The sequence below is a fragment of the Acidovorax sp. Leaf191 genome (genome assembly GCF_001424425.1).
Taxonomy (GTDB): domain Bacteria; phylum Pseudomonadota; class Gammaproteobacteria; order Burkholderiales; family Burkholderiaceae_C; genus Acidovorax.
This window is the reverse complement of sequence record NZ_LMPT01000001.1, coordinates 172,924-193,107: the sequence shown is the minus strand read 5'-3', so window position 1 is coordinate 193,107 and position 20,184 is coordinate 172,924. Positions and strand designations below refer to the sequence as shown.

Annotated in this window: 16 protein-coding genes and 1 pseudogene; 6 read left to right on the top strand and 11 right to left on the bottom strand. The window is 68.7% G+C overall.

The window, feature by feature from the left end; all coding sequences use genetic code 11:
* Positions 1 to 74 precede the first annotated feature (74 nt).
* Entirely contained in the window at positions 75 to 614 is a 540-nt protein-coding gene (locus tag ASG27_RS00815; RefSeq protein ID WP_082485690.1) for an EVE domain-containing protein, read from the bottom strand.
* Positions 615 to 800: 186 nt separating this feature from the next.
* Entirely contained in the window at positions 801 to 1,178 is a 378-nt protein-coding gene (locus ASG27_RS00810) for a VOC family protein (protein WP_056410341.1), read from the bottom strand.
* A gap of 156 nt (positions 1,179 to 1,334) precedes the next feature.
* Here ASG27_RS00810 and ASG27_RS00805 point away from each other — a divergent pair, with 156 nt between their 5' ends.
* The gene (locus ASG27_RS00805) at positions 1,335 to 2,654 is read left to right on the top strand and encodes a flavin-dependent oxidoreductase (RefSeq protein WP_056410339.1); all 1,320 of its coding nucleotides are present in this window, start codon (positions 1,335 to 1,337) and stop codon (positions 2,652 to 2,654) included.
* Here ASG27_RS00805 and ASG27_RS00800 read toward each other — a convergent pair whose 3' ends face one another.
* From ASG27_RS00800 to ASG27_RS00770, 7 genes are all read right to left on the bottom strand, one after another.
* Positions 2,655 to 3,083: a VOC family protein gene (locus ASG27_RS00800; RefSeq protein WP_056410337.1), complete on the bottom strand. Its 429-nt coding sequence runs from the start codon at positions 3,081 to 3,083 to the stop codon at positions 2,655 to 2,657.
* A gap of 252 nt (positions 3,084 to 3,335) precedes the next feature.
* Complete coding sequence (locus tag ASG27_RS00795) at positions 3,336 to 5,078, bottom strand: tannase/feruloyl esterase family alpha/beta hydrolase (protein WP_056410336.1); 1,743 nt, start codon at positions 5,076 to 5,078, stop codon at positions 3,336 to 3,338.
* Positions 5,079 to 5,181: 103 nt separating this feature from the next.
* Positions 5,182 to 6,936, bottom strand: coding sequence for an acyl-CoA dehydrogenase family protein (locus ASG27_RS00790; RefSeq protein WP_082493052.1), 1,755 nt, complete (start codon positions 6,934 to 6,936; stop codon positions 5,182 to 5,184).
* Between the two features lie 310 nt (positions 6,937 to 7,246).
* On the bottom strand, positions 7,247 to 8,236 hold the full coding sequence (locus tag ASG27_RS00785) for a Bug family tripartite tricarboxylate transporter substrate binding protein (protein WP_056410335.1): 990 nt from the start codon (positions 8,234 to 8,236) through the stop codon (positions 7,247 to 7,249).
* Between the two features lie 203 nt (positions 8,237 to 8,439).
* Positions 8,440 to 9,225 (bottom strand): SDR family NAD(P)-dependent oxidoreductase, encoded by a 786-nt coding sequence (locus tag ASG27_RS00780; RefSeq protein ID WP_056410331.1) that lies wholly within the window; start codon positions 9,223 to 9,225, stop codon positions 8,440 to 8,442.
* Positions 9,226 to 9,267: 42 nt separating this feature from the next.
* Positions 9,268 to 11,136 carry a feruloyl-CoA synthase gene (locus ASG27_RS00775; RefSeq protein WP_056410329.1) on the bottom strand — a complete coding sequence of 623 codons (1,869 nt, stop codon included), beginning with the start codon at positions 11,134 to 11,136 and terminating at the stop codon, positions 9,268 to 9,270.
* A gap of 53 nt (positions 11,137 to 11,189) precedes the next feature.
* A complete protein-coding gene (locus ASG27_RS00770; RefSeq protein ID WP_056410327.1) occupies positions 11,190 to 11,975 on the bottom strand; it encodes a crotonase/enoyl-CoA hydratase family protein in 786 nt (261 codons plus the stop codon).
* Between the two features lie 157 nt (positions 11,976 to 12,132).
* On the opposite strand from ASG27_RS00770, the gene ASG27_RS00765 reads away from it, so the two are divergent.
* Genes ASG27_RS00765 through ASG27_RS00755 form a run of 3 tightly spaced genes read left to right on the top strand, consistent with a single transcriptional unit; the run spans position 12,133 to position 16,212 of the window.
* Positions 12,133 to 13,347: a thiolase family protein gene (locus ASG27_RS00765; protein ID WP_056410325.1), complete on the top strand. Its 1,215-nt coding sequence runs from the start codon at positions 12,133 to 12,135 to the stop codon at positions 13,345 to 13,347.
* A gap of 2 nt (positions 13,348 to 13,349) precedes the next feature.
* The gene (locus ASG27_RS00760; RefSeq protein ID WP_056410323.1) at positions 13,350 to 14,603 is read left to right on the top strand and encodes a thiolase family protein; all 1,254 of its coding nucleotides are present in this window, start codon (positions 13,350 to 13,352) and stop codon (positions 14,601 to 14,603) included.
* Positions 14,604 to 14,640: 37 nt separating this feature from the next.
* Positions 14,641 to 16,212 (top strand): acyl CoA:acetate/3-ketoacid CoA transferase, encoded by a 1,572-nt coding sequence (locus tag ASG27_RS00755; RefSeq protein WP_056410321.1) that lies wholly within the window; start codon positions 14,641 to 14,643, stop codon positions 16,210 to 16,212.
* A gap of 175 nt (positions 16,213 to 16,387) precedes the next feature.
* Here ASG27_RS00755 and ASG27_RS00750 read toward each other — a convergent pair whose 3' ends face one another.
* Both ASG27_RS00750 and ASG27_RS00745 read right to left on the bottom strand, forming a co-directional pair.
* The gene (locus ASG27_RS00750) at positions 16,388 to 16,900 is read right to left on the bottom strand and encodes a MarR family winged helix-turn-helix transcriptional regulator (protein WP_056410319.1); all 513 of its coding nucleotides are present in this window, start codon (positions 16,898 to 16,900) and stop codon (positions 16,388 to 16,390) included.
* A gap of 163 nt (positions 16,901 to 17,063) precedes the next feature.
* Positions 17,064 to 18,608: a YifB family Mg chelatase-like AAA ATPase gene (locus tag ASG27_RS00745; RefSeq protein WP_056410317.1), complete on the bottom strand. Its 1,545-nt coding sequence runs from the start codon at positions 18,606 to 18,608 to the stop codon at positions 17,064 to 17,066.
* 394 nt (positions 18,609 to 19,002) lie between these two features.
* On the opposite strand from ASG27_RS00745, the pseudogene ASG27_RS00740 reads away from it, so the two are divergent.
* Together ASG27_RS00740 and glnK are read left to right on the top strand one after the other, a co-directional pair.
* Positions 19,003 to 19,637 (top strand): annotated as a pseudogene (locus ASG27_RS00740) (TorF family putative porin); the annotation flags it as partial.
* A gap of 189 nt (positions 19,638 to 19,826) precedes the next feature.
* Complete coding sequence (gene glnK / locus ASG27_RS00735) at positions 19,827 to 20,165, top strand: P-II family nitrogen regulator (RefSeq protein ID WP_015012094.1); 339 nt, start codon at positions 19,827 to 19,829, stop codon at positions 20,163 to 20,165.
* Positions 20,166 to 20,184: the final 19 nt, after the last annotated feature.

Sequence of the window (20,184 nt, the reverse complement as noted above, 5' to 3'; positions counted from 1 at the left end):
TCGCAGCGACCCCCAGCATCTCGTCCATGGGTAAAAAATGCCGCCACCGCTCAATGGCCGGGCGCTAGTAGCTATCAAAAATGTAGCGCATGCTCCGGCGCGGCCATGGCCCGCGCGATCACCCGCATGTCATGGTCGCTGATCGCAAACAGCCCGAAGCGAAACTTCGCTCCCCAGCGCTGGGGGTCGTCCACAAACTCCAGGTGCGCCAGCAGCGGGCGGATCGGCGCCTCGCGCGCGTCCGCCACATAGGCCACATCCCTGCGGTGCGGCACAAAGCCGTTGCCCATGTCCACAGCGTACGGCGCGCCCTGCAGCACGGTGCCGATGCAGACGAAGGACTGCAGCCGGTCCGCGCCGCGCATCGTCGTGGCGGGCGCGTAGTAGGCCACCCGGTCCCCGGCGCGCATGCGCTGCAGCGGGGCCACCTTGCCGTGGCACACCTGCAGGTAACCCGCCGCAGGTTCGGCACGCCCCAGCCGCGCATGTTCGGCGCTGGCCACGGCGATCCAATTGCGGCGCGGCTGCGCCACGGCGTCGGACACAGCAGCCCGCCGCGATGGCCGGGCGATGGCGGTGGTCACGGGCGTATCCGCCCACAGTGCGTGCTGCATGGCGCTCTCCTTTTTTGGTGTGTGGTGTTGTTGTCGTTGCGGCGCTCGCATGGGCTTTCGAGCTCGCCTCCGGCCTGCGATGTGAGCGCAGCGCCTACCAGCGCACCCGTGGATCCGGCTTTGCCGGTCCACCGGGTGCGTCCCCCCTCCGGGGGGAAGACGCCGCCAGGCGGCTCAGGGGGGAGCCTAGTCCAGCGCGTGCAGGCCCACCCGGTTGCCGTCCAGGTCGTGGATCTGCGCAAAGAACCCCATGCCTGGCGGCAGGGCCGTGCGCGGTACGGCCACGCGGCCGCCCTCTGCCACGGCGCGCTCCAGGGCGGCGTCGAGCGATGGCGATGCGTCCAGGTACACCAGCGTGCCGCCGTCCGACACACGCGGGGCCGTGGGGCCTTGCATCAGCGCGCCGCCCACGCCGTCGGCAGCGTTGTCGTACGGAAAGACGGCGCCTTCGCTCGGCCCCATGTTTTCACGGCGCATGGCCTGGCCGAGCACGGCTTCGTAAAAGGCTTGGGCGCGGTCCAGTTGGGTGGTGGGGATCTCAAACCAGGCGATAGCGTTCTTCATGACAGGGCTCCATCTATGTGCCGACAGGCACGTGTTGTTGTTGAAGCCCTGATGGTGCTTGGGGCGTACTGACAACGGCATGTCAGTAGCGTGCCGCCGGAGCCAGTTGGCCAAGAAGCAATCCTTCCGGGCACTCACTGCGGGGACAATATCGTTATGTCCGGTAATGTTTCACCCCCATCTTCTTCCCGCCCCGTCCTGATTGCCGGTGGCGGCATCGGCGGCATGGCCACTGCCCTCACGCTGCACCAGATCGGCGTGCCCTGCGTCGTGTTCGAATCGGTGCCCGAGCTGCAGCCGCTGGGCGTCGGCATCAACCTGCAGCCCAATGCCGTGCGCGAGCTGCACGACCTGGGGTTCGGCAACGACGTGCTGGACACCATCGGTCTGCAGGCACGCGAATGGGCGCTGGTGGGCCGCAACGGCAGCGAGGTCTACGCCGAACCCCGCGGCCTGCAGGCCGGCTACCGCTGGCCGCAGTACTCGGTGCACCGGGGGCAGTTGCAGATGCTGCTGTTCAACGCGGTCAAAGACCGCCTGGGCGACGGTGCCGTGCGGCTGGGCCAGCGGGTGACGGGCTACCGGCAGGATGCCGAGGGCGTCACGGCGTTGGTCGAGACCCGCAGCGGCGAACGCCTGGAAGTACCGGGTTCGCTGCTGATCGCGGCCGACGGCCTGCACTCGGCCGTGCGCGCGCAGATGCACCCTGCGCAGCCGCCCATCCAGTGGGGCGGCGCCATCATGTGGCGCGGCACCACGCCCGGGGTGCCGGTGCGCACCGGTGCATCCTTCGTGGGCGTGGGGTCGCTGCGCCACCGCGTGGTGTTCTACCCGATCTCCCCGCCGGACCCGGTCACCGGCCTGGCCACCATCAACTGGATCGCCGAGATCACGGTGGACAACCAGGGCGGCTGGCAGCAGGGCGACTGGAACCGGCGCGTGGCGCTCGAGGAGTTCATCCACCACTTCGAGGGCTGGAACTACAGCTGGCTGGATGTGCCGGCGATGCTGCGCGGCGCGACGGACATCTTCGAATACCCCATGATCGACCGCGACCCCGTGCCCACCTGGGTGGATGGCCGCGTGGCCCTGCTAGGCGATGCGGCGCACGTGATGTACCCCGTGGGCTCCAACGGTGCGAGCCAGGCCATCGTGGACGCGCGGGTGCTGGGCGCGCAGCTGCTGGCGCAGGGCGCGGGGCCCCAGGCGCTGCGCGCCTACGACGACAAGCTCTGCCAGGACATCTCGGCACTGGTGCTGCGCAACCGGGGGTCGGGCCCCTTCGGCCTGCTGGGGCTGGTGGACGAGCGCTGCGGTGGCGTGTTCGACAACATCGACGACGTGCTGCCGCGCGAAGAGCGCGAGGCCTTCATGGCGCGCTACAAGCAGGCGGCGGGCTTTGCGATCGAGACGCTGAATGCGGCGCCGCCCACCATCGCGCCGGGCCTGCGTGTGGCGGGTGCGGGTGGCGTGTAGCTAGAACGTCACTTTGACCGACGGGGCGCTGCGCTGCGCCTCGCCGTGGAACACGGCCTCGATGTTGTTGCCGTCCGGGTCCAGCACAAAGGCGGCGAAGTAGCCGGGGTGGTAGGGGCGCTCGCCCGGCGCGCCGTTGTCCTGGCCGCCGTGCGCGAGTGCGGCGCGGTAGAACGCTTCGACCATCGCCCGGTCTTTTGCCTGGAAGGCCAGGTGGTGCCGGCCCGTCAGGTGGCCCTGGGCCGCCGCGCTGTCGGCGGTGGAGACAAAAAGCTCGTCGGCCCAGAAGTAGCCTTCGCCCGTGCCGCCCATCGGCACGCCGAGTGCTACGAATACGGCAGTGTAGAAGGCCTGGCTGGCCGGCAGGTCGCGCACGACCAGCTGGATGTGGTCGATGAGGCGGCCGCGGTGCAGTTCCTGCGTTTCCATGGTGGTTCTCCGGTGCATGGGATCGGCGCAGTGTAGGCACGCTCCCGGAGGGCGGTGTGTCAGACCCCGCCGCCATCTCGGATTTGGAACCGCTCCAGCAGCGTGGCTGGAAGGTCCGGTGGCCGCCTCGCGCTGCACACCGCTTGATGCCCGCCACAACGCGCGGTAGCCGAAGGGGAAGCCCTCACCCGCCGAGCCATCCGTCCCGGCCTTCAGCCGGGGTGGCGGGGTGGGCGGGGTGAGTGCAAACCGCTACTTGCAGCTGAAGCTGCTCGCGCTCTCCACGTCGCCGCTGCCGTTGTAGCGTGCCACCTTGGGGTACACGCACAGCGGCCGGGTGCGGTTGGCCGACCAGCTGGCGGGCAGCTCGGCGTTGACCAGGTTGCTGCCGGCGCCGCGGGCGCGGGCGGTCACGCTGTCGGGCGCCTGGCCTTGCTCCACCCAGGCCACCAGGGGGGCCAGCATGTCGAACTGGTCGGTGGCGGGGCCGCCGGAGCAGTGGTTCATGCCGGGGACGAGGAACAGGCGCGCAAAGGCATCGGCACTGCCGCCGTGGTTGGCGTTCAGCCGGTCCATCCACTGCGCGGTGTCCAGCGGCGAGAACACGCCGTCGGCCACGCCGTGGTAGACCATCATCTTGGCGCCGCGGTTCTTCAGGGCGCCCAGGTCCGCCTCGTTGGGGGGCGTCATGTAAGACCAGGGCGACTCGTTGTACGGCGCCGTGGTGGCGAACATCTTGGGGTAGTCCGTCTCCATGCTGAAGTTCAGCGCGTACTGCATGCCGGGGATGGCGGTGAACGCGGCCACGGTGGACGGCGGTGACGTGAAGATGAACGCCACCGCACCCGCATCGCGCGTGGCGGGCGAGCCGAAGTGCCACGACGCGAAGTTGGCGCCTGCGATGCCCGGGTCGAACCAGGTGCCGGTGTACAGCGCCTCGCCCTTGCTGTTCTTCGGCCCCGCGAAGATGCTGGCGAGCACGCCCTTTTGCGCGCTGGAGATGCAGCTGCCGTCCCGCGCGCCGGTGCAGGTGGGCACATCGGTCTGCAGGTTGAACGCTGCCTGGCACGCGGCCACGTCGTTGACCTGGCCGTCCACCACGCCGTCGAGCGCATCGCATTTGGCGACGATCTTGCTGCCGATGAGCTTGAACTCGGCGGGCGTCACGGCGGATGTCAGGTCGGGCTGGCCGGCCGCATCGGTGGTGGTGCTGACCTTGGCGTACTGCTGCGCCTTCCACAGTTGCGTGGTGGCCGCCTTGGGCAGGTGAAAGCCGGGGTTGCCGGCCAGGATGCCGTCGTACTGGTCGGCATAGCGCGACGCGCCCACCATGGCGTGGCGGCCGCCGTTGGAGCAGCCGGCCAGGTACGAGCGGTCGGGCGCCTTGCCGTAGGCGCCCTTGATGAGGTTCTTGGCCATGGGCGTGAGCGTGCCCACGGCCTGGTAGCCGTAGTCCAGCCGCGCCTGTGGGTCGAGGCCGAAGAACGGCGTGGGTGCGCCGTGGCCCGCGTCGGAACTGAGCACCGCAAAGCCCTGCACCAGCGCGGGCGCCACGGGCGCGGCACCGCTCACCGCGCCCAGCGCGGGCACCACGCTGCCGTCCAGCCCGCCATTGGCCTGGTGCAGGAAGCGCCCGTTCCAGTCCTGCGGCAGGCGGATCTCGAAGCCGATGGCGTAGGCCGCGCCGTCCACCGGGCCGGTGCGCTCCTTCATCTTGCCCTTGACCAGGCAGTGCGCGGGCACCTGCGTCGTCACGCCCTGCAGCGTGATCGGGCCTGCGGGCACCAGCTCGGCGGAGGTGATGCGGGTGTCGGGCAGCGCCAGGCTGCCGGCCAGCGTGGCGCACGACTGCAGCGGCGCCGGCGTGGCGGCCGACAGCCGCGGCAGGGCCGCGTCGGACGAGCCGCCGCAGCCGATGAGCAAGGCGGCCACGGCAGCCGATAGCGCCACGGACTGGGTGCGCAGGGGGGTGGATCTTCCTCTCGTCAAACTCATGGTCTTGTCTCCGGTTGATTTTCTTGAGGCGCAGGACGGCCCGCAGCGTGGCCTCGGTACGCTGTGGGAGGGTGAGCGGTGGTGGCGTGCTGTTGCTACTGAATCAGGAGCATGTTGCGCTGGTCCGTCCAGCGGCAGCGGCCGATTTCTCTGCAGAACCGGGGACGGGGCGCGTGTCGGTGGTGGCGACGGCCGCCGTAGCAGCGATGCGCGTGCGCATCACGGCAGCCCGCAGGTCGAACTCCGGCAGCACCCAGTGCGCAAACGCCTGGGCGGGCGTCTTCCAGCGCGGCGTGCCGCCGCCCGGTGCTGCCTCTATGCGCCCCCAGGCCCATTCCAGCAGCACCAGCGCCACGGCGCGCAGGTAGTCGTCGGCCACCCAGTAGGGCAGCTCGGGGTCGGCCTGCGCGGCGCGGGCGAGCTGGTGGGTGATGTCGACCAGCACCGTGTGCCGGGCGCGGGCCGCCGGCGTGGCGGGCAGTGCCTCCAGCAGCGCCGCCAGGCCCTCGCCGCCATCGGCCAGCACCTTGCGCACCAGCAGGTCGATCGCCTGGATCTCGTTCGTGCCCTCGTAGATCATGGCCACGCGGGCGTCGCGCACGATCTGCTCGATGCCCCATTCGCGCACATAGCCGTGGCCGCCGAACACCTGCAGGCAGGCGCTCGCGCCGTGGAACGCCTGGTCGGTGAGCGCCGCCTTGAGCACCGGCGTGACCAGCGCGCACCAGCGCTGCGCAGCGGCGCGCTCGGCCGCGTCGGTGCTGTGCTTGGCGGCGTCCAGTTGCAGCGCCGTGTGGTACGCCAGCACCCGCCCGCCGTCGATCCACGCGCGCTGCGTGGCGAGGATGCGGCGGATGGCGGGGTGGTCCTGGATGAGGCTCGTGTCCCTGGCGCCGGGCGCGCGCATCTGGCGCCGCTCGGCGGCGTAGCCGCTGGCCTTTTGCCATGCGGCGTCCAGCAGGCCGATGCCCTGCAGGCCCACGTGCAGCCGGGCCGCATTCATCATCACGAACATGGCGGCTAGGCCCTTGTTCGGCTCGCCCACCAGCCAGCCCGTGGCATCGTCAAAACGCATCACGCAGGTGGGGCTGCCGTGCAGGCCCATCTTCTCTTCGATGCGCTCGCACACTACTGCATTGCGGGCGCCGCCCTCCAAAACTTTGGGCACGAGAAACAGCGACAGCCCCTTGGGCCCTGCCGGTGCATCGGGCAGGCGCGCCAGCACCAGGTGCACGATGTTGTCGGTCAGGTCGTGCTCGCCGCCGGAGATGAAGATCTTGCTGCCGTTCACCCGCACGCTGCCGTCCGCCTGCGGCACACCGCGCGTGCGCACCAGGCCCAGGTCGCTGCCCGCATGCGCTTCGGTCAGGCACATGGTGGCCAGCCACTCGCCGCTGGCGATCTTGGGCAGGTACCGCGCCTTCAGGGCGTCGCTGGCGTGGTGCCGGATGCATTCGTACGCGCCGTGCAGCAACCCCGGCGCCATGGTCCAGCCGTGGTTGGCACCGGCCAGCCATTCGAACAGCACGCATTCGAGCACCGCCGGCAGGCCCTGCCCGCCATCAGCCGGGTCGCACGACAACGACGGCCAGCCCGCCTGCCAGAACGCCTGGTACGCCCCGCGAAAGCCCGCAGGCGTGTGCACCTGGCCCGCGTCGAAGCGGCAACCCTCTTCGTCGCCACTGCGCTGCAGCGGGGCGATGGCGTTGTCGACGAACTTCGCGGCCTCATCGAGCACCTGCGTGGCCAGATCGCCATCGGTGTCCGCAAACGGCGCCAGCGCCTGCCACCGGGCGGGCGCCTGCAGCACCTCGGTCAGCATGAACTCGATGTCGGCGAGGGACTGGCGTGCTGGCATGGATTGCTCTTGGTTTGATAGCTGTTAGCGCTTGCTGGATAAGCGACAGGGGCTGTTTTTTTTGAATTCGGAAACTTCGTTGCCGTACCGTTCACCCTGCACCTGGCGAAGGGGCTGCGCAAGCGGTGCGCCCTGGCTTCGACAGGCTCAGCCCGAGCGGTTTGGGTGTGAAGCTCGCACAGTAACCACCACCCCCACCCTCCAAGACCGGCGCGCCCCCAGGCCAGCGCCACCGTGGATCTGGCTCCGCCAGTCCAGGGGTGGCGTCCCCCCTCAGGGGGGAAGGCGCGTAAGCGCCTCAGGGGGGAGCCTAGGACTCTGCCGTGAACCCGATCTTCTTGATCAGCGGGCCCCAGGTGTCGTACTCGGCCTTCTGCCAGCGCGCCTGTTCCTCGGGCGTGGAGCCGTGCGGCATCAGGCCCACGATGGCCAGGCTGTCGATGACCGACTTTTCCTTCAGCGCGGCGTTGATCGCGGCATTGGCGGCGGCGATCACGGGCTTGGGCGTGGCGGCCGGGGCGTAGAAGCCGAACCATTCTTCGGTCGTCAGCTCCGGAAAGCCCTGCTCGGCGAACGTGGGCACGTCCGGCACGTAGATCGAACGCTTGGGGCCCGAGGTGGCCAGGATGCGGATCTTGCCGGCCTTGTAGTTGGCGATGAAGTCACCGTGCGGCGTGACCATGGCGGCGATCTGCCCGCCCACCACGTCCGTCACACCGGGGATGGAGCCGCGGTAGGGCACGTGGCGCAGTTCCACGCCGCTGTTGATACCCAAGAGCGCACCCAGGAAGTGGGGCGTCGAGCCCGCACCGGGCGAGCCGTAGCTTGCGTCCTTGGGGTTGGCCTTGGCCCAGGCCAGGAAGTCCTTCACCGACTTCACGCTGGCGGGCACCATGGGGCCCACGGCCAGGCCGTGGTGCATCACCGCGGCGATCGACACGGGCGCGAAATCCTTGTCGGTGTAGTTCATCTTGCTGTAGATGTGCGGGTAGTTGGCCAGGGCCGACACCTGCGCCACCGCCAGTACCGAGCCGTCGGCCGGGGCCGACTTCAGGGTCTCCAGCGCAATGCGCCCGCCCGCACCGGGCTTGTTCTCCACCACACCGGCGTTCTTGCTGAAGGCAGAACCACCCCACTTCTCGGCCACGCGGCGCGCCACGGTGTCGCCCGAGCTGCCGGCCGGAAAGCCGAAATACACCTTGACCTGGTCCACCTGCGCATGGGCGGCGAAGGGATGCAGGGCGCCCAATGCGGCGCTGGCGCCAAGGGCCTGAACGAATTGACGGCGTGTGGTGGTCATGGTTTGTCTCCTGATGTGAATCTGACGGAAATTTCAAAAATCAACTGGGGTGTTTGCACACCCTCTCGTTATCGACTGGGCTGCGCCTCCCACGGCGCTTGAAACTGGCGCTGCGCAAGCCAGCGCCACCGTGGAACTGGCTTTGCCAGGCCACCGGTGGCGTCCCCCTGGGGGGATGACGCGAAGCGGCTCAGGGGGGCTTCTCATCGTGGTGCCATACGGAGGGCGCCATCCAGGCGGATGACTTCGCCGTTCAGGTGCCCGTTGGTCACGATGTGGCAGGCCAACTCGGCAAACTCCTCGGGCTTGCCCAGGCGCGGGGGAAAGGGGATGCTCGCGGCCAGCGACTGCTGCACGGCCTCGGGCAGCTCCTTCATCAGCGGCGTGGCGAACAGGCCCGGCGCCACGGTGCACACGCGGATGCCGTGCTGCGCCAGGTCGCGCGCCATGGGCAGCGTCATGCCCACCAGGCCACCCTTGGAGGCGCTGTAGGCCTGCTGCCCCACCTGACCGTCGAACGCGGCGGCCGAGGCGGTGAACATCATCACGCCGCGCTCGCCATTGGGCAGGGCGTCGAGCTTCGCGCAGGCGGCGGCGAACAGGCGGCTCACGTTGTAGCTGCCGATCAGGTTGATGGTGACGACGCGCGTGAAGTCCTCCAGCGGCGCGGCGCTGCCGTCGCGCTGCACGATGCGCTTGGCGCTGCCGATGCCGGCCACGTTCATCAGGATGCGCGCGGGGCCGTGGGCCGCAGCGGCCTTCTCCAGCGCAGCGGTGACGCTGGCGGGGTCGGTGATGTCGCAGGCGCAGGCCACGGCGCAGCCGTCTCCAAATTCCTTGCCAATATCGGCCACGACCTTCTCGGCCAGCTCGGCATTGCGGTCGAGCACGGCGACCTTGGCGCCCAGGCGGGCGAGTTCGCGGGCGGTGGCTTCACCGAGGCCCGATGCGCCGCCGGTCACGATGGCGGCTTGTCCTTGGATGTCCATGCTGTGTGTCCTTGAGAAAAATGGTGGGTGTGTCTTGGGCGTTCAGTGGCGCGGCACCAGCGTGCCGGGCAGCGTGCCGCCGTGCAGTGCGTCCACCACGTCCGCGCGGTGTTGCAGCACGGCGCGCTGGTTGATGGAGCCCTTGTCGGTGACCTCGCCCTTGTCGAGCGAGGGCGGCTCGGCCATCAGGTGCGCACGGGCCACGCGGGTGGCGCTGCCGGTGGACTCTGCCGAAAGCTTGTCCAGCACCTGCTGGAAGTGCTGCTGCACCGGGGCGCTGGCCAGCACCTCGTGCAGGCTGGCGCTCTCGGGCAGGTCGCTGAGCGTGCGGATGGTGGGGGTGGGCACCAGCAGCGCGCCGATCTCTTTGAGGTTGATGCCGGTGATGACCGCGTCCTGCACGTAGGGCGCGCAGGCGGCGATGATCTTGGCGCGCATGGGGCCCACGCTCACGAAGGTGCCGGTGCTGAGCTTGAAGTCCTCGGCAATGCGGCCGTCGAACTTCAGGCCCTTGTTCAGGTCGGTCTCGTCGATCCACTTCACGGCGTCGCCCGAGCAGTAGAAGCCCTCTTCATCGAAGGCGTCGCGTGTGGCTTCGGCATTGCGCCAGTAGCCGGGCGTGATGTTGGGGCCGCGGTAGCGCACCTCGACCTTGCCGTCCACGGGCACGAGCTTGAGCTCGAGCCCCGGCGTGGGCACGCCGATGTCGCCGGCCTGCACGTCGGGGCTGTTGACCGCCACGCAGAACGGACAGCCCTCGGTCATGCCCAGGCCCGTGTTCATCACGATGCGCTCGCCCACCTCGCGCTCGGCGCTCTCGAACAGCGAGTCCCAGATGGGCTGCGAGAGCGCAGCAGCGGCAAAGAAGAACATCTTCACGCGGCTGAGCAGGTTCTTGCGCAGCTGCGCGTCGGTCTTCATGGTCTGCGCGATCACCTCGAAACCCGTGGGCACGTTGAAGTACACCGTGGGCGCGATCTCGCGCAGGTTGCGGATGGTCTCGGCCATGCCCTTGGGCGTGGGCTTGCCCTCGTCCAGGTAGAGCGTGCCGCCGTTGTAGATGACGATGCCGAAGTTGTGGTTGCCGCCGAAGGTGTGGTTCCACGGCAGCCAGTCCACCAGCACCAGGGGCTCTTCGGCCAGCACCGGCATCGACTGGTTCATCTGCTGCAGGTTGGCGGCCCACATGCCGTGCGTCACGATCACGGCCTTGGGCAGCTTGGTAGAGCCCGAGGTGAACATGAACTTGGCGATGCTGTCGGCCGTGATGGCGCCATGCGCCGCATCCACGGCCGGCGTGGCAGAGGTGGCCAGCAGGTCGCTGAAGGCCACGGTGCTGCGGCCCGGGATGCTGCCGGTGCCCAGCACCACCTTCACGTCGGCCGCCACGGTGGCCTCGATGGCGCGCGCGAAGCGCGTGGCGTCGCTCGCGAACACCAGGCCGGGGGTCAGGGTGTCCAGCACGTGGCGCAGCTTGTCGAAGTCCTGGCTGATGGTGGAGTACGCGGTGGACACGGTGCACTGCGGCACGCCGGCCACCAGGCAGCCCAGCGACAGCAGCGCGTGGTCCAGGTCGTTCTCGCTCAGGATGGCCACGGGGCGCTCGGCGCTCAGGTGCATGTCGAGCAGGGCCTGGGCAATGCTGCGCGCGGCCTGCCAGGCCTGGCCGTAGGTGATGTGGCGCCACTCGCCCAGGCTGCCGTCGGCGTTCTTCACGCGCTGGGCCATCCAGGTGCGGTCGGGCACGGTCTCGGCCCAGTGCGCGAGCCGGTCGGTCAGGCGCAGCGGGTAGGCCTCCAGGTCCTGCGTGGCCCGCACATAGACCACGCCGTCGTCGGCCCGGCGGGTGCTGACTTCGGTCACGCCGAAGCGCAGCGGCCGGTAGCGGGGAGAGGGGTTGGTTGCCGTCATGGAAAAGCGTCTCGGTGGGGCTGGGGTGGCGCCGTGGGGAGCGTGTCGGTCGGTCAGTCCTTCTTGACCTTGGCGGCCTTGCCGTCCAGGAAGGCGCGCACGCGCGCCTTGGCCTCGGGGGCGCTCTGCGCGATGGCGGCCATCATGGCTTCGGTCATCAGGCCCTGGTCCGACGGCTGCTCGGCAATGCGCGGCAGCGCGTGCATCAGCGCGTAGTTGGTCAGCGGCGCGTTCTGCGCAATGCGCTGGGCCAGCTCGAAGGCCTTGTCGAACGCCGTGCCGGTGGGCACGAGGTACTGCGCAAAGCCCACGCGCTCGCCGTCCGCCGCGTTGTAGACGCGGCCGGTCATCATCATGTCGGTCATGCGCGCCGTGCCGATCAGGCGCGGAATGCGCACCGCACCGCCGCCGCCCACGAAGATGCCGCGCGAGCCTTCGGGCAGCGCGTAGAAGGTCGATTCATCAGCCACGCGGATGTGGCAGGCGCTGGCCAGCTCCAGGCCGCCGCCCACCACCGCGCCGTGCAGCGCGGCCACCACGGGCACGGGGCCGAACTGCACGCGGTCCAGCGCCGCATGCCACATGCGCGAGTGGTGCAGGCCCTGGCCGGCATCGCGCTCTTTCAGTTCGGACAGGTCCAGGCCCGAGCAGAAGTGCTCGCCCTCGCCATCGATCACGGCCGCGCCCACGGTGGCGGGCAGGTTGTCCATCACGTCCCGCAGCGCCAGGATCAGGCCGTCGTTCAGGGCATTGCGCTTGGCGGGGCGGGACAGGCGGATGACCGCGATGTCCTCGCGTTCGCCGCGGATTTCGAGGGATATGTCGGAGTGCTTGGTCATGGTCGTCGAGGTGAGTTGGAGAAATTATGGTTATCAAAAATAACTAAAACAAGGCCGTGGAGGCGGTCTTTGCTAGGTGCTTTCCCTAGCTTTTCCAGGCACTCATATGATTATGATAAATAACTAAAATGGCACCGATTCACAGCAAGGAACCGTCATGAACGCCTTCATCCCCTACGGCATCTACTGGTCGTCCCCGTTCGCCAAGTGGCAGGGCTCGCTGGCCAACCTCAACGCGCTGCCGCTGGCGGCCACGGTGGGCAAGCAGGCGCTGGCCGCGCGCGGGTACGACCTGGCGGCGGTGGACCTGGCGATTCTTGGCATCACCAACCCGCAAAAGGGCAGCTTCTACGGGCTGCCCTGGGTCACCGGCATGATGGGCATCGACCGCGTGGCCGGGCCCACGGTGCAGCAGGCCTGCGCCACCAGTGTGCGCGCGCTGCAGATGGCCGCGCAAGAGGTGGCCTGCGGCACCGCCACCAGCGCGCTGCTGGTGATGGCCGACCGCCAGTCCAACGGCCCGGTGGTGTACTACCCCGATTCGAGCGGCACCGGCGGCTATGGCATCACCGAGCACTGGGTGCCCGACAACATGGGCCACGACCCGTATGCCAAGAACCCCATGCTGCAGACCGGCGAGAACGTGGCGGCGGGCTATGGCATCAGCACCGAAGAGCAGCACGCGCTCAAGCTGCACCGCTACACGCAGTACCAGGCCGCGCTGGCCGATGACCGTGCCTTTCAAAAGCGCTACATGGCCGATGTGCCGGTCACGGACTCGAAATTCCGCAAGCAGACCGGCACGCTCAGCGCCGACGAAGGCATCTTCCCCACCACCGCCGAAGGCCTGGCCAAACTCAAGCCGGTGAAAGAAGGCGGCACCGTGACCTTCGGCGGCCAGACGCACCCAGCCGATGGCAATGCGGGCGCCATCGTCACCACGCGTGACCGCGCGCGTGCCGTGGCCACCGACCCCGGCATCGAGGTCGAGATCCTGGGCTTCGGCATGTCGCGGGTGGAGGCCGGCTTCATGCCCATGGCACCGTCGCCAGCGGCGTTCAATGCGCTCCAGCACGCGGGCCTGTCGATTGCCGACGTGCACGCCATCAAGACGCACAACCCGTTCGCGGTGAACGACATCGCGCTGGCGCGCGACACCGGCTTTGCGTGGGAGCGCATGAACAACTACGGCAGCTCCATCATCTGGGGCCACCCACAGGCGCCCACCGGCCTGCGCGCCATCATCGAACTCATCGAAGAGCTGGTGCTGCGCGGCGGCGGCGTGGGCCTGTTCACCGGCTGCGCCGCGGGCGACACCGGCTACGCCACCGTGCTGCGCGTGACGGACAGCAAAACCACTTCCAAGGCCTGACCATGACGACCGCTTCGACAAGCTCTTTCTCCGCCCTCTTGAACGCCTGGCTGGTGGACGGCGTGCGCACGCCCATGGTCGACTACTGCGGCCCGCTCGGGCATGTGTCGCCCACCGACATGGGCATCAAGGTGGCCCGCGCCGTGCTGGAGCGCGCCGGCGTGCCTGCGGCCGACGTGAACTCGGTCATCACCGGGTCGATGGCGCAGGCCGACTTCGACGCCTTCGTGCTGCCGCGCCACATCGGCCTGTATGCAGGCGTGCCGCAAGCGGTGCCGGCCATCCTGGTGCAGCGCATCTGCGGCACAGGCTTCGAGCTGTTCCGCCAGGCTGCGGACCAGATCGCGCTGGGCTACGCCGACGTGGCGCTGGTGGTGGGCACCGAGTCCATGACGCGCAACCCGATCGCCGCGTACACGCACCGCACGGGGTTCAAGCTCGGCGCGCCGGTGGAGTTCAAGGACTTTTTGATGGAGGCGCTGATCGACACCGCCGGCCCCGTCACGATGATCGAGACCGCCGAGAACCTGGCCAAGAAGTACGGCATCACCCGCGAAGACGTGGACGCCTACGCGGCGCGCTCGTTCGAGCGGGCGCTGCAAGCCCAGGCCGACGGCTTCCTGGCCGGCGAGATCGTGCCGGTGACGAGCGAGAAGTTCGAGCTGGCAGGCTACGCCACGCGCGGCATCACGCTGCCGCGCAAGGTGGCGCAGCTCGACCGCGACACGCACCCGCGCCCCTCGCCCGTCGAGGCGCTGGCGGGGCTGCGCACGGTGTACCCCGGCGGCGTGCAGACGGCAGGCAACAGCTCGGCCCTGGTGGATGCGGCCGTGGGCGCCGTGGTGGCCAGCGATGCCTATGTGCAGCGGCGCGGCCTCAAACCCTTGGCGCGCCTGCGCGGTGCGGCTGCAGTGGGTGTGGCGCCCGAATTCATGGGTGTCGGCCCCGCGCCCGCCATCCGCGCGCTGCTGGCGCGCACCGGGCTCACGCTGGATGACATCGGCCTGTTTGAAATCAACGAAGCGCAGGGCGCGCAGACCATCGCCGTGGAGCGCGAGCTGGGTCTCGACCGCAACAAGCTCAACGTGAACGGCGGCGCGATTGCGCTGGGCCATCCGCTCGCTGCCACCGGCGTGCGCCTGACGGTGACGCTGGCGCGCGAGCTGCGCCGGCGCGGCTTGCGCTACGGCATCTCGAGTGCCTGCGTGGGCGGCGGGCAGGGCATGGCGCTGCTGATCGAGAACCCTGACGCCTGAACCAGTCATCCCCTTTTTTCGCAAGAGCACACAGACCATGAAAATCATCACCGCCGCTGAAGCCGGGGCCCTGATCCCCGACAACGCCACCATCTTCCTGGGCGGCCTGGCCGTCTCCAGCCTGCCCGAGGAGGTGCTCAAGGGCGTGGAAAAGAATTTCCTCGACACCGGCCACCCGCGCAATGTGACCACCTGGGCCTGCGGCGCCATCGGCAACAGCAAAGACGCAGGCATGGTGCACTTTGCCCACCCGGGCATGATCAAGCGCACCGTGGCAGGCCACTTCGGCCAGACCGGCGCCGAGATGATGAAGATGGTCTTCGACGGCGAGGTCGAGGCCTACAACTTCCCGCAGGGCAGCCTGTCGCACCTCACGCGCCACATCGCCAGCCGCAGCCCCGGGCTGCTGACCAAGGTGGGCCTGGGCACGTTTGTGGACCCGCGCATCGAAGGCGGCAAGCTCAACAGCAAGTCCACCGAAGACCTGGTCAAACTGGTGGAGTTCAACGGCGAGGAATGGCTGTTCTATCCCGCGCCCAAGGTCGATGTGGCCATCATCCGCGGCACGCTGGCCGATGAGAACGGCAACATCACGCTGGACAAGGAAGGCGTTCTGCTGGAGCAGATCAACATCGCCCACGCGGCCAAGGCCAGCGGCGGCATCGTGATCGCGCAGGTGGAGCGCATCGTGAAGGCCGGCAGCCTGCACCCCAAGTCGGTCAAGGTGCCGGGCGTGTCGGTGGACTACGTGGTGGTCAGCCAGCCCGAAAACCACATGCAGACCATCACCACGCAGTTCAACCCCGCGCTGTGCGGCGATGTGCGCGTGCCGCTCAACTCGCTGGCGCCCATGCCGCTGGACGAGCGCAAGGTCATCGCGCGCCGCACGGCACTGGAGCTCACGCCAGGTGCCATCACCAACCTGGGCATCGGCATCCCGGCGGGCGTGCCGTCGGTGGCGGCGGAAGAGGGCGTGTCCGACCAGTTCACGCTGAGCGTGGAAAGCGGCATCACCGGCGGCATCCCGGCGCAGCTGGGGGACTTCGGCACTGCCTACAACGCCGACGCGATCATCGAGCAGTCGCTGCAGTTCGACTTCTATGACGGCGGCGGTCTGGACGCGAGCTTCCTGGGCCTGGCGCAGGCCGACAACCACGGCAACGTGAACGTGAGCAAGTTCAACGGCCGGCCGGTGGGCTGCGGCGGTTTTGTGAACATCACGCGGTCCACCAAGCACCTGGTGTTCTGCGGCACCTTCACCGCGGGCGGGTTGGAGGTAAAGGTGGCTGATGGGACGCTCACCATCGTCAAGGAAGGCCGTTCGCGCAAGTTCATCGAGAAGGTCGAGCAGATCACCTTCAACGGGCTGGACGCCGCGCAGCGCGAGCAGAACGTGTTGTTCGTCACCGAGCGCGCCGTGTTCCACCTGACCACCGAAGGCCTGGAGCTGACCGAGATCGCGCCCGGCATCGACCTGGAACGTGACGTGCTGGCGCACATGGGCTTCAAGCCCATCATGCGCAACGTGAAGACCATGGACGCGGGCCTGTTCCGCGCGCAGTGGGGCGGCCTGGCGCAGGCCATGGCGGCGAAGGCTGCGCAGGGCTGAGGGGCGTTCACGCCCAGGCGCTGGTCGGCGGCATGGGCCGGGCCCGGCGCCAACACCCACAAAGCAAAAAGCCAGCGGCCCAGGGAGGGCGCGCTGGCTTTTTGCCGTGCTGGGCTGCCGCTGCGGTGTGGCTGTGGGGCCCTGTGGCCCTGTGGCCGTGCCCCCAGCCCGCGCGCTACGAAGCGCTTTGCGTATAGACCTTTTGCAGCAGCCGGATCAGCGTGGTGCGCTCGGCGGCGGTCAGTCTGGCGGTGGCGTCCACCTCCAGCTGCGCGGCGGTCTGCTCGGCCTGGGCGGTCAGCTCGGCCCCTGCGGGCGTGAGGTGCACCCCCATCGCACGGCCGTCGCTCGGGTGCGGGCGGCGCTCGATCAGCCCGCGCCGCTCCAGCGCCGCAATCAGACCCACCAGGTTGGGCGGCAGCACGTTGAGCGTGGCGCACAGCTGGCGCGACGTGATGCCCGGGTTGTGCGCCACCAGCGACAGCACCGAGAAATCCACCACCTTCAGGCGGTACACCGCCATGCGCTCCATGAAGACCTCGATCACGGCCAGCGACGCACGGCGCGCGTTGTAGCCCACCAGCGTGCGCAGAAAGCCGGTGTCCACCGACTCGGTGAAGGGCTCGGCCGAGGGGGTGGCGGGTGCTGCTGCGGCGGCGGTTTTCTTGGAGGGGCGAGCGCTGGGCATGGGGCGATTGTGCAGAGTGGGAGGCGGGCCAGAGTCCGAAGCAAACGCAGTGGTTGATGTAGATCAGGCCCTGCCGCAGGTTCTGAAAGCCTTGTTTGCTATGGATTTTATAGTTTTGGCAGGGTGATGCCGTCGCTGCCGTGTGGGGCCCCTGCGCACAGCGCTACGCCGGGCTGCGCAGCACGCGCCGGTACTGCACCGCCTCGGCCACGTGGCTGACTGCGGTGGTGGGCGCGCCCGCCAGGTCGGCGATGGTGCGCGCCACCTTGAGGGCGCGGTGCGTGCTGCGCGCCGACCAGCCCAGGCGGGCGGCGGCGGTGTTGAGGAATTTCACGGCCGTGTCGTCCAGCTGCACGTGCGTGTCGATCTCCTGGCCCTGCAGCGCCTGGTTGGTCTTGCCCTGGCGTGCCAGGGCCACAGCGCGGGCGCGCTCCACCCGCTCGCGGATGGCGGTGGTCGACTCCCCGGCGGGCGCCTGCACCAGTTGGTCGGCGGGCAGGGCGGGCACTTCCACATGCAGGTCGATGCGGTCCAGCAGCGGCCCGCTGAGCTTGCCCTGGTAACGGCTGATCTGGTCCGGCGTGCAGCGGCAGGCGCGCTGCGTGGAGCCCAAAAAGCCGCAGGGGCAGGGGTTCATCGCAGCGATCATCTGAAAGCGCGCCGGAAAGTCCGCGCGCTGCGCGGCCCGCGATATCGTGATGTGGCCGGTCTCCAGCGGCTCGCGCAGGGCTTCCAGAGCGGCGCGCGGGAATTCGGGGAGTTCATCGAGGAACAACACGCCGTGGTGTGCCAGCGAGATTTCGCCCGGCTTCGGGGGTGACCCCCCTCCCACCAGCGCCACCGCACTGGCCGTGTGGTGCGGGCTGCCGGTCGGCCTTTGCCCCCAGCGCTCGGGGTGAAAGCGCCCCGCCAGGCTGGCGATGGCCGCGCTCTCCAGCGCCTCCTGCACCGTCATCGCGGGCAGCAGGCCCGCAAACCGCAGTGCGAGCATCGACTTGCCGGAGCCCGGCGGCCCGGCCATCAGCAGGCTGTGCGCGCCGGCCGCGGCGATCTCCATCGCACGCTTGGCCGTGGCCTGGCCCTTCACGTCGGCCATGTCGGGGCCCGTGGTGTGGGCGGTCAGCGGCTGGGGCTCCAGCCGGCTCCAGCCGTCGTTGTCGACGTCGGCATCGCCCCCTGCCGCGCTGCCGGGCGGCAAGAAGGCACGCACCACGTCGAGCAGGTGGCGGGCCCGCACTACGCGGGCGTCTGGCACCAGGGCGGCTTCTTCGGCACTGCCGGGCGGCAGCACCAGTTGCACGTCGATCTGCTGGGCCTGCAGCGCCAGGCTGGTGGCCAGTGCGCCGCGCACGGCGCGCAGCTCGCCCGAGAGCGACAGTTCGCCGGCGAATTCATAGCCCTTGAGCTTGCTGGCATCGACCTGCCCGCTGGCCGCGAGGATGCCCAGAGCGATGGGCAGGTCGAACCGGCCGGAATCCTTGGGCAGATCCGCGGGCGCCAAGTTCACCGTGATGCGTTTGTTGTGCGGAAATTCGAGCCCCGCGTTCTGCAGCGCCGACCGCACCCGTTCGCGGGCTTCCTTCACTTCCACCTCGGCCAGGCCGACCAGCGTGAAGCTGGGCAGGCCGTTGGCCAGATGCACCTCGACCGTCACCGAAGGCGCTTGCAGCCCCAGAAGGGCGCGGCTTTGCACCAAAGCAAGACTCATGAAGCAGATTCTCCCCAGATGGGTGCGTTTTGTGGTTTTTAGTTGCGCGTAGTGCGCGCCTTGCACCAAGTAAGTGCATAGCGCGGAGCGAACAACCCCTCACTGTACCGGGGGATCCATGTAACGCGAAGCAACGGCCCGGCGCGGCATGGCGTGCCAGTGGCACGGTCCGTGCTTAGAGCCCCTGTCCCTACTTTGTCCAACCGGAGGAAACATGACCCGCGCCATCATCAAGACCCTGGGCGTTGCCCTTGTTGCAACCCTTCCCATGCTGGCCAGCGCCCAGCTCACCGGCAACGTCAGCCTGACCACCAACTACAAGTTCCGTGGCCAGGACCAGGACGCCTCCAAGGCCAAGGCCGTNGCCAGAGCGCGGTCGTTCTGGGTTCTTCCCATGCTGGCCAGCGCCCAGCTCACCGGCAACGTCAGCCTGACCACCAACTACAAGTTCCGTGGCCAGGACCAGGACGCCTCCAAGGCCAAGGCCGTCAAGCCCGCCCTGCAAGGCGGCTTCGACTACACCTTCGGCGAAACCGGCTGGTACGTGGGCAACTGGAACTCCAGCGTGGACTGGCTGGCCAACAACTCGCTCGAGTCCGACCTGTACGGCGGCTACAAGTTCAAGGCCGCCGGCGCCGACTTCGACGTGGGCGCGCTGACCTACATCTACCCCGGCAACAGCAACGGCAACACCACCGAGCTGTACGGYGCGGCCACCATGGGCCCCTTCACCGCCAAGTACTCGCACACCATCTCCAAGGACTACTTCGGKTTCGCAGGCGCCAAGGCRGGCTCGGGCCTGAAGGGCACCAACACCGGCTACCTGAACCTGGCGTTCGCSCAGGAAGTGGCCCCCAGCATCACGCTGAAGGCATCGGTGGGCTTCACCCGCTTTGCCAGCGACATCAAGGACACGGGCGTGCCCAACTACATGGACTACAGCGTGGGCGGCGCGTATGACTTCGGCAGCGGCCTGTCGCTCGGCGCTGCCGTGGTGGGCGCCAACAAGAAGGCCTTCTTCGGCCACGTNATGGACTACAGCGTGGGCGGCGCGTATGACTTCGGCAGCGGCCTGTCGCTCGGCGCTGCCGTGGTGGGCGCCAACAAGAAGGCCTTCTTCGGCCACGTRAACAAGTCGCGCGTGATCGTCACGCTCACCAAAACCCTGTAAGCAGTCTCGATGGGCGCAGGCTGCGCCCGTTGTCGGAGGATCCCAAAATGAAAATGGTGACAGCCATCATCAAGCCCTTCAAGCTCGACGAGGTGCGCGAAGCGCTCTCGGACATCGGCGTGCAAGGCATCACGGTAACCGAGGTCAAGGGCTTTGGCCGCCAGAAGGGCCACACCGAGCTGTACCGCGGTGCAGAGTACGTGGTCGACTTTCTTCCCAAGGTCAAGATCGAAGCCGCGGTGGCCGACGACCTGGTGGACCGCGTGATCGAGTCCATCGAAACCGCCGCCCGCACCGGCAAGATCGGCGACGGCAAGATTTTCGTGACCCACCTGGAGCAGGTGGTGCGCATCCGTACCGGCGAAACCGGCAAGGAAGCCCTGTAAAGGGCCCGGTTGCCACAGA

Excerpts from the sequence above, each read along its gene's own strand:
- ASG27_RS00815 (WP_082485690.1), bottom strand. The coding sequence starts at position 614 with ATGCAGCACGCACTGTGGGCGGATACGCCCGTGACCACCGCCATCGCC.
- ASG27_RS00810 (WP_056410341.1), bottom strand. The coding sequence starts at position 1,178 with ATGAAGAACGCTATCGCCTGGTTTGAGATCCCCACCACCCAACTGGAC.
- ASG27_RS00805 (WP_056410339.1), top strand. The coding sequence starts at position 1,335 with ATGTCCGGTAATGTTTCACCCCCATCTTCTTCCCGCCCCGTCCTGATT.
- ASG27_RS00800 (WP_056410337.1), bottom strand. The coding sequence starts at position 3,083 with ATGGAAACGCAGGAACTGCACCGCGGCCGCCTCATCGACCACATCCAG.
- ASG27_RS00795 (WP_056410336.1), bottom strand. The coding sequence starts at position 5,078 with ATGAGTTTGACGAGAGGAAGATCCACCCCCCTGCGCACCCAGTCCGTG.
- ASG27_RS00790 (WP_082493052.1), bottom strand. The coding sequence starts at position 6,936 with ATGCCAGCACGCCAGTCCCTCGCCGACATCGAGTTCATGCTGACCGAG.
- ASG27_RS00785 (WP_056410335.1), bottom strand. The coding sequence starts at position 8,236 with ATGACCACCACACGCCGTCAATTCGTTCAGGCCCTTGGCGCCAGCGCC.
- ASG27_RS00780 (WP_056410331.1), bottom strand. The coding sequence starts at position 9,225 with ATGGACATCCAAGGACAAGCCGCCATCGTGACCGGCGGCGCATCGGGC.
- ASG27_RS00775 (WP_056410329.1), bottom strand. The coding sequence starts at position 11,136 with ATGACGGCAACCAACCCCTCTCCCCGCTACCGGCCGCTGCGCTTCGGC.
- ASG27_RS00770 (WP_056410327.1), bottom strand. The coding sequence starts at position 11,975 with ATGACCAAGCACTCCGACATATCCCTCGAAATCCGCGGCGAACGCGAG.
- ASG27_RS00765 (WP_056410325.1), top strand. The coding sequence starts at position 12,133 with ATGAACGCCTTCATCCCCTACGGCATCTACTGGTCGTCCCCGTTCGCC.
- ASG27_RS00760 (WP_056410323.1), top strand. The coding sequence starts at position 13,350 with ATGACGACCGCTTCGACAAGCTCTTTCTCCGCCCTCTTGAACGCCTGG.
- ASG27_RS00755 (WP_056410321.1), top strand. The coding sequence starts at position 14,641 with ATGAAAATCATCACCGCCGCTGAAGCCGGGGCCCTGATCCCCGACAAC.
- ASG27_RS00750 (WP_056410319.1), bottom strand. The coding sequence starts at position 16,900 with ATGCCCAGCGCTCGCCCCTCCAAGAAAACCGCCGCCGCAGCAGCACCC.
- ASG27_RS00745 (WP_056410317.1), bottom strand. The coding sequence starts at position 18,608 with ATGAGTCTTGCTTTGGTGCAAAGCCGCGCCCTTCTGGGGCTGCAAGCG.
- glnK (WP_015012094.1), top strand. The coding sequence starts at position 19,827 with ATGAAAATGGTGACAGCCATCATCAAGCCCTTCAAGCTCGACGAGGTG.